The following is a 12,824-nucleotide window of genomic DNA, read 5'->3' on the forward strand; positions in this document are numbered from 1 at the left end:
GGCCGCATGCGCCAGCCGTTCACCGAGATCAGTGGCATCGCCCGGCACTGGGGGTTCGAGGACCTCGCCTCGACCGGGCCCGTGCAGCGCTTCACGATGTTCACCGGCGTCCCGGTCCAGCTCGTCACCGGGTACGCCGAGACGCGCGAGCTGCTCGCGCATCCGGACGTGGTGCGGTCGTCGATGGAAGGGCCGCACCGGGACGCGGTGATGGACGACCTGATCGCCAGTACCGAGCTGCACATGCTGAACCTGAACCCGCCGGACCACACCCGGCTGCGGAAGCTGGTCGCGGCCGCGTTCACCCGGCGCCGGATCGAGGCGCTCGAGCCGCGGATCCGCGAGCTCGCGGCCGGCCTGCTCGACGAGCTGGCGACCGCCGAAGGACCCGTGGACCTGGTGAACGCGTACAGCTACCCGCTGCCGATCACCGTGATCTGCGAGCTGATCGGCATCCCCGCGGTCCGCCGGGACGACTTCCGCCGCTGGTCGTCGGTGTTCGTGAACGCGGCCGTGCACACCCCGGAGGAGTACGTCGAGGCGATCACGCTGATGCGCGAGTTCGTCCACGACCTGATCGCGCAGAAGGGGCAGGCGCCGACCGACGACCTGCTGTCCGGGCTGATCGCCGTCCAGGAGGACGGGGACCGGCTGAGCCAGGACGAGCTGACCTCGATGGTGTTCCTGCTGCTCGCGGCCGGCCACGAGACGACGGTCAGCCTGATCAGTAACGGAGTACACGCTCTGCTCCGGCATCCGGACCAGCTCGAGCTGCTGAAGGCCGAGCCCGAGCGCCTCCCCGCCGCCGTCGAGGAACTGCTCCGGTACGACGGCCCGCTGCAGGCCGCCATTCCGTACGTCGCCCGCGCGCCGATCGACGTCTCCGGGCGGCGGATCGAGGCCGGCGAGGTGATCGTGTTCGCGCTGCTGCCGGCGAACCGCGACGTCCGGAAGGTGGAGCGCGCCGACGAGCTGGACATCACCCGCTCGGACTCGGCGCACCTCGCGTTCGGGCACGGGATCCACCACTGCCTCGGCGCTCCGCTGGCCCGGTTGGAGGGGCGGATCGCGCTCGGGATGCTGTTCGAACGGTTCCCGCGGCTGCGGCTCGCCGTACCCGAGCAGGACCCGCCGCGGCACCCGAGCTTCCTGATGAACGCGATCCGCGAACTGCCCGTGCTGCTCTGAACATCCGGTGAAATGACATCGGTGGGATTGCGGCGATCTTGACCCGCAATGGCATCCTTTCGGGGTGACGGAGTTGATGGAGGTCGCGCGGCACCTGCTGAGCATCGCGATGCAGTCGCACTGGCTGCTGCTCATCCTGTTCGTCGCCGCCGCGGTCGACGCGGTGTTCCCGGTGGTGCCCAGCGAGGGCATGGTGATCACCGCCGGCATGGCCGCGGCGGCCGGCCACCAGAACCTGCCGCTCGTGATCGCGGTCGCGATGGCCGGCTCGGTGATCGGCGAGTCCTTCTGCTACTTCCTCGGCCGCGGCTCCGGCCCGGCGCTGCACCGCTGGATGAAGCGCCAGGAGCGCCGCCAGCAGCTCTACGACCGGGTCTCGGGCGCGCTGCACAAACGCGGCGGGCTGATCCTGATGACGGTCCGCTACATCCCGGGCGCCCGGATGGTCGCGACGCTGACCGCGGGCGCGACCCGGTACTCGTTCAAGAAGTTCCTGATCTTCACGTTCTTCGGCGTGACGATCGCGTACACGTACGTCGCGATGCTCGGCTACCTGGGCGGGGACGCGTTCGCGCACGACCAGCTGAAGGGGCTCGCGTTCAGTCTGAGCCTGGCCGCGGTGATCGGTCTGGTCATCGAGACGTCCCGCCGGATCGCGAACCGGCGCCGCGCCGCGAAGATCACAGGCGCCTAACGATCCCCGCGCGGGTTTCCGTGCGGACGCGTGTCCTGGCCCAACCTTTCCGGCGTTCCGTGCGTCAGTAGGGAGGTGGTGAGGCCTGGGGTGAACCTCGCGGCCGTTGCGGTTGTCGTCGCGGCGGTCCTGGCCGGGTGTGCCGACGTACCGCCGGACGGTGCCCCGAAGCCCAGCCAACACACGGTTCCCAGGACCGGGGTGACGCCGACGACGAAACCCACGACTCCTTCGATCACGCCGTCGACCGGGAGGCTCCCGGCTGCTGCACCGGTGCTGCGGTCGTTCCCGGCGCGGCTGCCGAACGGGAAGCCGCCGCTGTTCGTGGTGGTCTCGTTCGACGGTGCCGGCGACCTCGGGCTCTGGGCGCACTGGCGCGCCGTCGCCAAACAGGTCAACGCACGGATGACGTTCTTCCTGTCCGGGCCGTACCTCTACCCCGAGGACCATCGCACCGACTACAAACCGCCGTACAAGAAGCCCGGCGCGTCCGACATCGGCTGGGGCGACACCGCGAACATCCTCGGCCGTACGACGGTACTGCGGCAGGCGATCGCCGAGGGCCACGAGATCGGTACGCACGCCAACGGGCACTTCTGCGGCACGAACGGCATCGGCCGCTGGACCACCGCGCAGTGGACCGCCGAGCTGAACGCGTTCGACCGGATGATCCGGACCGGGCCGACATTGGCCGCGGGCAAGACCGTCGAGCCGCCGTTCGACCCGTCGACCGTGAAGGGCATGCGGACGCCGTGCCTGGAGGGCAACCGGGCCGCGTACCGGGCCGCGATGGTCCGCCGCGGCATGCTGTACGACGCCTCCACGCCCGGCTACCTCGCGTGGCCGAAGAAGGAGAACGGCGTCTGGAACTTCCCGCTCGAGTCGGTGCCGCTCGCGGGGACCAAGAAGATCACGCTGACGATGGACTACAACCTCTGGTACTCGCAGACCAGGGCGAAGCGGGCGCCGGTCGCCCAGGCGGCGGCGATGAAGGCGCAGGTGCTCGCGACTTACCGGCAGACGCTGGCCAAGTCACGCGCCGGCGACAACCCGCCGCTGTTCCTCGGCAACCACTTCAACCACTGGAACAACAGCGTGTACTCCGACGCGCTCACCCAGTTCGTGCTGGAGACGTGCAAACAGCCCGACGTCCGGTGCGTGTCGAACATGGAACTGGCCAGCTGGCTGGCCAAGAACGGCGTACCGGCGCGTTCATAGCTCCAGGTAGCCGAACCCGCTCTGCCAGGTGCCGCCGTCCTTGATCCGCCCCACGACCAGCCGCTGCAGCGTGGTGTCCTGCGGGAGTTCGTCGAGGTGGTCGGTGCCGTGCGTACGGAACGTGAAGAAGATCGCGCTGTCCTGGCTGTCCACCGGCGTCCCGTACGGCGTGAACCGGCGGCCGAACTTCACCATGTTCGAGTCCTGCGGAAGGTGGTCCAGCAGGTACGGGTCGATCAGCCAGGACCAGAGCGTCGCGATCCGCACCGGGTGCTCCGGGAAGTACCGCGGGAAGAACTCGCGGGCCTGCCGCAGGCTGTCGTCGACCAGTTCCGGGGTCAGCGGACCGGTCTCCGGGATGTGGACGCCGATCACCCACTCGCCGGTCGCGACGCCCGGAACCGGGTCCTTCTCGGTGACCTCGTAGATCATGTACTGCAGCCGGCCGAGCGAGTAGATCTGCCCGTTCCAGAAGTGCCGCAGCCACCAGTGCGTCTCCAGGCCGTAGTCACCGTGGGTACGCCGGTTGACCTTGAGCTGCTGCCCGAGATCCGCGAGCGAGGCCCAGCTGATCTCGTCCGGGATGCCGCGCCCGGCGTGGAACCGGCGGATGTCCGGCACCGTGTCCAGGTACGCCTGGACCGAGTTCCGCGGGTCCTCCGGAAACGTCGGCTCGGCCTCCTGCCCGAGCTTGCCGACCGCGGCACGGAGCTGGTCCGCAAGATCCTTCACCGCCACCGGATCCGTCGCGAACGCCTCCGCCGCCTCCCGATCGACCTCCGAAAACCCCAGCAGCCGGTACTCCTCAGCAGTCGTCACCGGTCAACGGTAACCGATGTAACGGCGGACAGAACCTTACGATCTGAGGCGTGAGCTACCAGCGGTTTCCGGTGCCGGAACGGTTGCGGGGTGTGGTCGAGCATGTCTGGATGGTGGAGTCCGCGCCGCTGGCCGAGGTCCGGCGGGAGATCCTGATCCCGAACGGGCGGCCGGGCCTGGCGATCGCGCTCGCCGAGCCGGGGACGCGGCACGATCCGGTGACTGGGGCCGAGTGGGTGAACGCGGCGTCGGTGTTCGGTGTGATGACGCGGCCGCACGTCCTCGGGCAGGTCGGTACGTCGAGCTACGTCGGCGTCGAGTTCACGCCGTGGGGTCTCGCGGCGTTCGGGTTGCCGGCGTTGGTGGACGACGTACTGGAGCTGGGGGACTGGGCCGGCGCGGCCGCGGCCGGGTTGGTGGGGGAGCTGCGGGCGGTGCCGTTCGGGGCCGAGCGGGCGGAGCGGCTGGCGGGGTTCCTGGCGGCGTGGTTGACCGGGGCCGACGTACCGCCGGTCGTGGTGGCGGCGGTGCGGGCGATCGACGAGTTGCGTGGGCGGGTCGCGGTGGCGGAGGTCGTGCGGCGGTGCGGTACGTCGTACAGCACGCTGTACCGGCTGTTCCGGCGGAGCGTGGGGATCGGGCCGAAGCAGTACGCCGAGATCATCCGGTACTACGACTTCGTCGGCGGACTGCTCGGCGGTCCGGCGGACGCGGCGGCGACGCTGTCGGCGCTGCACGGGTACTACGACCAGGCGCACGCGGCGCGCGACTTCAAGCGGTACACCGGGGTGAGCGCGACGACGTTCCTCGCGGTGCAGAACGGGATCGCGGCGCTGATGCATGGAAGATCCGTCCAAGACGGATAGCCGCCCGCGGAGCAGGATCGGGGGCATGGGACAAATCATCCATGTCGAGATAGTTGCCGAGAGCCACGACCGCGCGGCGGAGTTCTACACGAAGGTGTTCGGCTGGCAGGTCACCCCCGCACCCGTGCCGGACGGCTACCTACTGGCCGAGACCGGCGCGGGCGAAGGAATCGACGCCGCGATCATGAGCAACCGCTACCAGACCCAGCAGACCATCGCCTGGATCGAGGTCGACGACCTGGAAGCCACCTTGGACGCCGCCCGCGGCGCAGGCGGCACACCCGTCGGCGACATCCAGGAACTCCCCGGCATCGGCCGCCTCAGCTACGTCCGCGACACCGAAGGCGTGCTGATCGGACTGCGCCAGGAGCGGACCTGAGGCACTCACCAACCCGCCGCCGCCGGCGCCGCGTCCGCTCAGCGCTGCGCTCGCACGGGTCCCTCGACCACCTTGGTGAGTGTTGGAGGTCCGCCTACCGCTCCTCGGCCAGGCCGAGGTAGAGGATCTTCGGGTTGGCGGGGTTGAAGGCGAGGGAGGGGATGCCGTCGTTTTTGTTGTGCTGTTTGGTGAGGGCGCCGGTGGACGGGACGAAGCGGTAGAGGTCGGCGCCGAAGTTGGCGAAGGACGTGCCGTAGCTGAAGTAGAGCAGGTCGGGGTCGACCGGGGAGGCCCACATCCGGTTGCCGTTGATCAGGTCGGCGCGGCTCTGGTCCAGGACCTCGCGGAACTTGAGCCCGCCGTCGTCGGACTGCCAGATGAACCGGGTCGAGCGGTCCCGGTCGTACCCCTCCAGCCACACCTTCGACGGATCCGCCGGCGAGATCGTCAGGCTGAACGCGTTCACCCGCTCCACGGCCCGCGCCCGGGTCCAGCTCCGGCCGCCGTCGTACGTCGTGTAGACGCCGTCCGACATCACCCCGACGACGATGTGGTCGGGGTTCCGCGGGTCGACGACCGCGTCGTACAGGAAGAGATCGGGGGCCGCCGGTACGCCGGCCCGCTGCCAGGTCGTGCCGTCGTCGGTGGAGTCGTAGATCTGCCCGTCCGTCGACACCGCGCGCAACCGCCCGGCGCGGGCGTCGAGCGCGGCGAGGCCGTTCCACTCGACCGGCCCGAGGGTCGAGGTGACCTGCGAGCCGTGCACGCGATAGATCGGCTGGTCGTTGACGCTGTAGATGTACGCCGAGTCGCCCGGCCCGGCCTGGACGTCGTACGTGCTGAGGTCGTCGGGCGACTTGTCCAGCAGCTGCCAGCTGCACCCGGCGTCGCTGGAACGCTGGATCGACCGCTGGCCGATGCTGATCAGCGTGTTCGGTTCCTGCAGGGCGGCGACCTTCGCGTACGTGACGGCCTGCAGCGTGCCGGTCGTGTTCGCGAGGACCTGGCCGTCGGTGTCGGTGAAGGTCACCGAGCCGTCGCCGTACACCTTTCCGCAGTGTGGGCGGTTCCAGGACCAGCCGGGGTCCGCGGCGTCGGCGTACGCGGGGAGCAGGGTGAGGAGGGCGGTCAGGGCACTGGTGATCGCAAGGTGGCGTGAGGTCATCCCTTAGATGTAAGGGCTTTCGGTACGCCGATCCAGCGCCTGCCGTGGCCGACAGGCGTCATGACGGAAAGCGGTCAGGCAGCGGCGGTGTCGATGTGGCGCGCCAGGACGAGGTCGTCCTCGGTCAGCCCGCCGGCCTCGTGGCTGCTGACCCGGAACGTGATCGTGGTGTACCGGATGTCGATGTCCGGGTGGTGGTTCATCGACTCGGCGAGTTGCGCGACGGTCGCCACCAGCCGGATGCCGTCCAGGAAGTTGTCCCTCGTGACACTGCGGACCAGCTCGCCGTCCACGACCTTCCAGCTCGGCAGGTGGTCGCGCAGGGCGAGGTCGATCTGGTCGTCGGTCAAGAGGTCAGCCATGCGCTCACTCTAGACCTATCCGTCTGGTGGCGAGCAGGCCCGCGGCCGCGGCGGCGGCGCCCGCGGTGATGATCGTGCCGAACACCCATGGCCGTGGATTGTCGGCGTTGAAGGCGAGCAGGGTGCCGCTGATCGCGAGGCCGGTGGCGATGCTCATCGTCGAGGCCATCTGGCCGGCGCTGGAGTTGCGGCCGGAGTTGTTCTGGTCCGAGAGATCCAGCGTCAGCACCGACAGGCTGGACGAGCTGAGGCCCATCCCGATGCCCCCGAAACCCCAGCCGATCAGCCCGAACCACGTCGTCGCGTCGGTCCACGCGAGCAGCGACGTCACAGCGAGCCCGATCGTCATGAACGCCAGCCCGGTCCGCAGTACGGCGACCCGCGCGAACCCGTGCTCCCGGCCCTGCAGCCACGACCCGAACGCCCAGCACACCCCGGTGATCGACAACGTGACGCCGGCCTTCGACGGGCTGAAGTGGTGCTGCAGCGTGAGCAGCAACGGCAGGTACGCGCCGACCCCGGCGAAGGCGGCGCCGCCGAGGCCACGGACCGCGACGACGGCCGGGAACCCGCGGCGGGCGGTGAACGTGCCCGCGGGCATCACCCGTACGGCGGCCCGCCCGAGGACCAGGAGCGCGACGAGGATCGCCGTACCGCCGAGCAGCGGATGCGCTTGGAGGTGGTCGCCGGCGACGGTCATCGTGAACAGCGCGACCGACGCGGCCAGTGCCCAGGGGAGTGCGGCGCGCCACGCCTCCAGCTCGGCCGCGTCGTCCGCGGAGCGCTCCGGCGCCGGTACGTCGGCGGACTGGCGCATCGCGGGGCGGAGCAGCAGCCAGCTCGGGACGAGGAGTGCGACCGCGCCGAGGAACACCCAGCGCCATCCGAACTGCTCGGTGACGACGCCGGTCAGCACCGGCCCGAGTACCGACGGCAGGATCCACATCGCGGCGAACAACGAGAACATCCGCGGCCGCAGTACGGCGGGCAGCGCCCGGGCGACCAGCACCATCAGCGACACGTCGAGCAGTCCTTCGGCCAGACCGCTGAGCAGCCGGCCGGCGATCACCATCGGCATCGCGGCCGCCGTACCGACGAGCAGCTGGGCGAGGGCGAACGAGATCGCGCCGGCCCGCAGCGTCGGGATCGGGCCGCGGCGGTCGGACCAGAGGCCCGCGATCGCGAGCGAGATCAGGTAGCTCGCGTTCGGGGTGGCGTTCGCCAGGCCGAAGCTGCCGAGCGCGTCGAACTCGCGGACCATCGTCGGCAGCGCCGTACCGACCGCGCGGTTCTCGAACGCGCCGAGCGTGACCAGGCCGATCACCCCGAGAACCAAGGGGAGATGCTGTCCGGTGAAGAGCTTCGGGCGGGCCTCGGTGACGGTCATGCCCGCTATCGTCGAAGTTGAAGTGGGGTTTAAGTCAAGCGATTACCTGGGAGGCGGAAGATCAGTACCAGGACGCGGAGCACGAGGACGGCGCAGATCACCAGCAGGTTGTAGCCGAACAGCTGGAACAGCGACATCGTCTCGGTGATCTTCGGGCCGCCGGAGGTACTGAGCAACAGTACGGCCATGATGCCGGCGGTGGCGCCGAGGATGACCAGCAGGACCTGGTGGAGCAGGGCGGTGAAGTGCCGGCGGTCGCGTTCGTCGGCGAGCAGCCGGACGTTCACGCCGAGCCGGCCGCTCTCCGCGGCGGCCGCGATCCGGTCGATCCGGCGCGGGAGCCGGCGCAGCATCGGGAGCAGCTGCGCGAGCTCTTCGGTCGCCGTACGGCGAAGTGAGTCCGGAGCGAGGCGGTCGATCACGTGCGCGCCCGCGAACTGGCGGGACGCCGCGACCAGGTCGAAGCCGGGGGAGATCCGGGAGATCGTGCCCTCGATCGTCGCCAGCGCGCGGAACACCGCGGCGACCTCCGGGGGTACGCCGAGGTCGTGCGAGGTGATGATCCTGAACAGGTCGTTGAACATGGCCGGGCCGAGCGTGACGCCGGCGGACAGGTACTTGGTCATGAACTGGCCGACGGCACGTTCCAGCGAGCGCTCGTCGATCACGTCCGGCCGGTAGACGATCTCCAGCAGCGCGTCGGTGGCCGCGACCGGGTCGCCGTGGTCGATCGCGAGCAGGAACCGCTGCAGGGCCTCGCGGGTGGCTGGGTCGAGGCGGCCGACCGAGCCGAGGTCGAGCATCCCGATCCGGCCGTCGGCGAGCAGCAGGAAGTTGCCCGGGTGCGGGTCCGCGTGGAACACGCCGTCGATCGCCACCTGCCCGAGCAGGCAGTCGAACAGCGTGCGGCCGAGGCGGACCGGGTCGAGCCCGCGGTCGGCGATCGCCTGCTGGGCGTTCCCGAGACCGATACCGTCGAGGCGCTGCATGGTCAGCACCCGGCGGGTACAGCGCTCCGGATACAACCGCGGTACGACGAGATCATTGCTGGCGGCAACGGAACGCCCGGCCGCGACCGTGGTCATGTTGCCGGCCTCGACGGTGAAGTCCAACTCCTCCCGCATGGCATCCGCGAACCCGTCCGCCAGCGCCCGAACCCCCATCGCGCGCCCCCAGTCCGTGTTCCGCTCCAGCAACCGCGCCAGCCGCCGCACGATATCCAGATCCCGCTCCACCAGCCCCCCGATCCCCGGCCGCTGCACCTTCACCACCACATCGGATCCTTCGGGGAGGCGGGCGGTGTAGACCTGGGCTACCGAGGCGGCGGCCAGCGGGGTGGTGTTGAAGTCGGCGTACAGGTGGTGGAGGGGAGCGCCCAGTTCGTCGATCAGGACCTGTTCGACGGCCGGCCAGGGAGCGGGGGTGACCTGGTCCTGGAGGCGGCTTAGCTCGGTGGCTACGGATGCCGGGATGATGTCGCTGCGGGTGGACAGCACCTGGCCGAGCTTGACGAACGTGACGCCGGCCTCGTCGAGGGCGAGGCGGAGGGAGCGGGCGAGTTCCGCTTGGCCGGCGGCGTTCTCGCGGCCCGGGCGGCGGCGGCCGCGGAGGTACGGGCCGAGGCCGTGCTTGATCGCGATCCGGAGGATCTGCAAGTACCTTCGGGTACGCGCGAGCCGCCCGCTGACGTCGCGGCGCAGATCGCGGGCCCTCGGCAACGACCCGGTCGGCACCAGCGCCTCCGCGAGGACCAGGAACACCAGCCCCGCGACCATCGACACCAGCGCGATCAGCACCATGTACGCGATCGCGGCACCGTTCGACCCGGTCCACGGCGGCGTACCGATCATCGCGACCGCCAGCGGACCGGACACGCTCAGCGTGATCAGCGCACCGACCGCCAGCCGCCCGAACCCGAACCGCACCCCGAGCAGCCGCTGCGCGATCGGCACGAAGATCACCATGAACAGGACCAGGTTGGTCAGCCGCAACACGACAACGTCCATGCCGGGAACACTAGGCGCTGGACCCGCGCCGACGGCTCCCCCACACGGGTGAGCAGACCCCGGACAACGCGAAACCCCCGGAACCCACGAGCAGGTTCCGGGGGTTTCACCGAGGATCAGGCGCGGCGGCGGATCTTGTTGCCGAGCCAGACCAGCGGGTCGTACTTGCGGTCGACGACGCGTTCCTTCATCGGGATCAGCGCGTTGTCGGTGATCTTGATGTGTTCGGGGCAGACCTCGGTGCAGCACTTGGTGATGTTGCAGAAGCCGAGACCGTGCTGTTCCTGCGCCGCGTTCTGCCGGTCGGCGGTGTCCAGCGGGTGCATGTCGAGCTCGGCGATCCGCATCAGGAAGCGCGGACCGGAGAAGTTCTCCTTGTTCTCCTCGTGGTCCCGGATCACGTGGCAGGTGTTCTGGCACAGGAAGCACTCGATGCACTTCCGGAACTCCTGCGAACGCTCCACGTCCTCCTGCTGCATCCGGTACTCACCGGGCTTCAGGTCCGCCGGCGGCTTGAAGGCCGGCACCTCGCGGGCCTTCTGGTAGTTGTACGAGACGTCCGTGACCAGGTCCCGGATCACCGGGAACGTCCGCATCGGCGTGACCGTGACGACCTCGTCCTCGGCGAACGTGTTCATCCGGCACATGCACATCAGCTTCGGCATGCCGTTGATCTCGGCGCTGCAGGAGCCGCACTTGCCGGCCTTGCAGTTCCACCGGACCGCCATGTCCGGCGTCTGGGTCGCCTGCAGCCGGTGGATGACGTCGAGGACGACCTCGCCCTCGTTCACCTCGACCTCGTAGTCCTTGAGCTCACCGCCCTCGGAGTCCCCACGCCAGACGCGGAACTTACCTTGGTAACTCATGTGGCCGGCAGCTCCTCATCCGTCAGGTACTTCTTCAGTTCGTCGCCCTCGAACAGCTCGAGCAGGTCCGCACGCATCGGGATCTGCTGTTCCTCGGACACGTTCACGTGGCCCTCGGCGTCGAGCCTGCAGACCAGCAGCTTCTTGCGCCAGTCCGCCGACATCGTCGGGAAGTCGTCCCGGGTGTGGCCGCCGCGCGACTCCTGCCGCAGCAGCGCCGCGCCGGCCACGCACTCGGACACCGTCAGCATGTTCCGCAGGTCGAGCGCGAGGTGCCAGCCCGGGTTGAACTGCCGGTGACCCTCGACCGTCATCTTCGCGATCCGGCCGCGGAACTCGGCCAGCCGGCCGAGCGCCTGCTCCATCTCGGCCTCCTTGCGGATGATGCCGACCAGGTCGTTCATCGACTGCTGCAGTTCCTGGTGGATCGAGTACGGGTTCTCGCCGCCCTCGAGCTCGAACGGCGCCAGCGCCTCCGCGGCGGCCGCGTCGACGTCGGCCTGGTCGATCTTCGGCCGCTCGGCCAGCGAGTCGACGTACGTCGACGCGCCGAGGCCGGCGCGCCGCCCGAACACCAGCAGGTCGGACAGCGAGTTGCCGCCGAGCCGGTTCGAGCCGTGCATGCCGCCGGCCACCTCACCGGCCGCGAACAGGCCCGGTACGACCGAGGACGCGGTGTCCGGGTCGACCTCGACGCCGCCCATCACGTAGTGACAGGTCGGGCCGACCTCCATCGGCTCGGCGGTGATGTCGACGTCGGCCAGCTCCTTGAACTGGTGGTGCATCGACGGCAGCTTCTTGATGATGGTCTCGGCGGGCAGCCGGCTGGACACGTCCAGGAAGACGCCGCCGTGCGGGGACCCGCGGCCGGCCTTGACCTCGGAGTTGATCGCCCGGGCCACCTCGTCCCGCGGCAGCAGCTCCGGTGGGCGCCGGTTGTTGGCCTGGTCCTCGTACCAGCGGTCGCCCTCCTCCTCGGTGGTCGCGTACTGCTCCTTGAACACGTCCGGGATGTACTCGAACATGAACCGCTTGCCCTCGGAGTTCGTCAGTACGCCGCCGTCGCCGCGGACCGACTCCGTCACCAGGATCCCCTTCACCGAGGGCGGCCAGACCATGCCCGTCGGGTGGAACTGGATGAACTCCATGTTGATCAGCGTCGCGCCCGCCCGCATCGCGAGGGCGTGGCCGTCACCGGTGTACTCCCACGAGTTCGAGGTGACCTTGAAGGACTTGCCGACGCCGCCGGTGGCGAGCACCACGGCGGGCGTCTCGAAGACCACGAAGCGACCCGACTCGCGCCAGTACCCGAAGGCACCCGAGATGGCGTCGCCGTCCTTCAGCAGGTCGGTGATCGTGCACTCGGCGTAGACCTTGAGGTTCGCCTCGTAGTCGCCGGTCTTCTCGAAGTCCTCCTGCTGCAGCGAGACGATCTTCTGCTGCAGCGTGCGGATCAGCTCGAGGCCGGTGCGGTCGCCGATGTGCGCGAGCCGCGGGTACGTGTGGCCGCCGAAGTTGCGCTGGCTGATCCGGCCGTCGGGCGTCCGGTCGAACAGGGCGCCGTACGTCTCCAGCTCCCAGACCCGGTCCGGGGCCTCCTGGGCGTGCAGCTCGGCCATCCGCCAGTTGTTCAGGAACTTGCCGCCGCGCATGGTGTCGCGGTAGTGCACCTGCCAGTTGTCGTCGGAGTTGACGTTGCCCATCGCCGCCGCGCAGCCGCCCTCGGCCATCACGGTGTGTGCCTTGCCGAACAGCGACTTGCAGATGATCGCGGTGCGCTTGCCCTGCTCACGGGCCTCGATCGCCGCGCGCAGGCCGGCGCCACCGGCCCCGATCACGACGACGTCATAGGTGTGTCGTTCCAGCTCAGTCAT

General features: G+C 69.5%; 12 protein-coding genes. 5 read left to right on the top strand and 7 right to left on the bottom strand.

The window, feature by feature from the left end; translation table 11 throughout:
• Nucleotides 1–6: 6 nt before the first annotated feature.
• The 3 genes from ACQHIV_RS39635 to ACQHIV_RS39645 all read left to right on the top strand — a co-directional run bounded on the left by ACQHIV_RS39635 (nucleotide 7) and on the right by ACQHIV_RS39645 (nucleotide 3,100).
• Nucleotides 7–1,188, top strand: a complete 1,182-nt coding sequence (locus ACQHIV_RS39635; protein ID WP_427889517.1) for a cytochrome P450 family protein — start codon at nucleotides 7–9, stop codon at nucleotides 1,186–1,188.
• Between the two features lie 64 nt (nucleotides 1,189–1,252).
• Nucleotides 1,253–1,882 carry a DedA family protein gene (locus ACQHIV_RS39640; protein ID WP_427889519.1) on the top strand — a complete coding sequence of 210 codons (630 nt, stop codon included), beginning with the start codon at nucleotides 1,253–1,255 and terminating at the stop codon, nucleotides 1,880–1,882.
• Between the two features lie 78 nt (nucleotides 1,883–1,960).
• Nucleotides 1,961–3,100, top strand: coding sequence for a hypothetical protein (locus tag ACQHIV_RS39645; protein WP_427889521.1), 1,140 nt, complete (start codon nucleotides 1,961–1,963; stop codon nucleotides 3,098–3,100).
• Here ACQHIV_RS39645 and ACQHIV_RS39650 read toward each other — a convergent pair.
• On the bottom strand, nucleotides 3,095–3,919 hold the full coding sequence (locus ACQHIV_RS39650) for an acyltransferase domain-containing protein (RefSeq protein ID WP_427889523.1): 825 nt from the start codon (nucleotides 3,917–3,919) through the stop codon (nucleotides 3,095–3,097). The two genes, ACQHIV_RS39645 and ACQHIV_RS39650, sit on opposite strands and share 6 nt — an antisense overlap.
• A gap of 50 nt (nucleotides 3,920–3,969) precedes the next feature.
• Between ACQHIV_RS39650 and ACQHIV_RS39655 the strand changes: the two genes are divergently transcribed.
• Nucleotides 3,970–4,785, top strand: a complete 816-nt coding sequence (locus tag ACQHIV_RS39655; RefSeq protein ID WP_427889525.1) for a helix-turn-helix domain-containing protein — start codon at nucleotides 3,970–3,972, stop codon at nucleotides 4,783–4,785.
• Between the two features lie 25 nt (nucleotides 4,786–4,810).
• Nucleotides 4,811–5,164, top strand: coding sequence for a VOC family protein (locus ACQHIV_RS39660; protein WP_427889527.1), 354 nt, complete (start codon nucleotides 4,811–4,813; stop codon nucleotides 5,162–5,164).
• A gap of 94 nt (nucleotides 5,165–5,258) precedes the next feature.
• Here ACQHIV_RS39660 and ACQHIV_RS39665 read toward each other — a convergent pair whose 3' ends face one another.
• The 6 genes from ACQHIV_RS39665 to ACQHIV_RS39690 form a co-directional block, all read right to left on the bottom strand.
• Nucleotides 5,259–6,329, bottom strand: coding sequence for a VPS10 domain-containing protein (locus ACQHIV_RS39665; RefSeq protein ID WP_427889529.1), 1,071 nt, complete (start codon nucleotides 6,327–6,329; stop codon nucleotides 5,259–5,261).
• A gap of 74 nt (nucleotides 6,330–6,403) precedes the next feature.
• Complete coding sequence (locus ACQHIV_RS39670) at nucleotides 6,404–6,691, bottom strand: 4a-hydroxytetrahydrobiopterin dehydratase (RefSeq protein ID WP_427889531.1); 288 nt, start codon at nucleotides 6,689–6,691, stop codon at nucleotides 6,404–6,406.
• Nucleotides 6,692–6,695: 4 nt separating this feature from the next.
• Entirely contained in the window at nucleotides 6,696–8,078 is a 1,383-nt protein-coding gene (locus ACQHIV_RS39675; RefSeq protein ID WP_427889533.1) for an MFS transporter, read from the bottom strand.
• A gap of 29 nt (nucleotides 8,079–8,107) precedes the next feature.
• Nucleotides 8,108–10,084 (bottom strand): ABC1 kinase family protein, encoded by a 1,977-nt coding sequence (locus tag ACQHIV_RS39680; RefSeq protein ID WP_427889535.1) that lies wholly within the window; start codon nucleotides 10,082–10,084, stop codon nucleotides 8,108–8,110.
• Nucleotides 10,085–10,200: 116 nt separating this feature from the next.
• The gene (locus tag ACQHIV_RS39685) at nucleotides 10,201–10,950 is read right to left on the bottom strand and encodes a succinate dehydrogenase/fumarate reductase iron-sulfur subunit (RefSeq protein WP_380193882.1); all 750 of its coding nucleotides are present in this window, start codon (nucleotides 10,948–10,950) and stop codon (nucleotides 10,201–10,203) included.
• A complete protein-coding gene (locus ACQHIV_RS39690; protein WP_427889537.1) occupies nucleotides 10,947–12,824 on the bottom strand; it encodes a fumarate reductase/succinate dehydrogenase flavoprotein subunit in 1,878 nt (625 codons plus the stop codon). Before ACQHIV_RS39690 ends, ACQHIV_RS39685 begins: the two co-directional genes overlap by 4 nt.

Source organism: Kribbella polygonati, assembly GCF_050320105.1.
Classification (GTDB): Bacteria; Actinomycetota; Actinomycetes; order Propionibacteriales; family Kribbellaceae; genus Kribbella.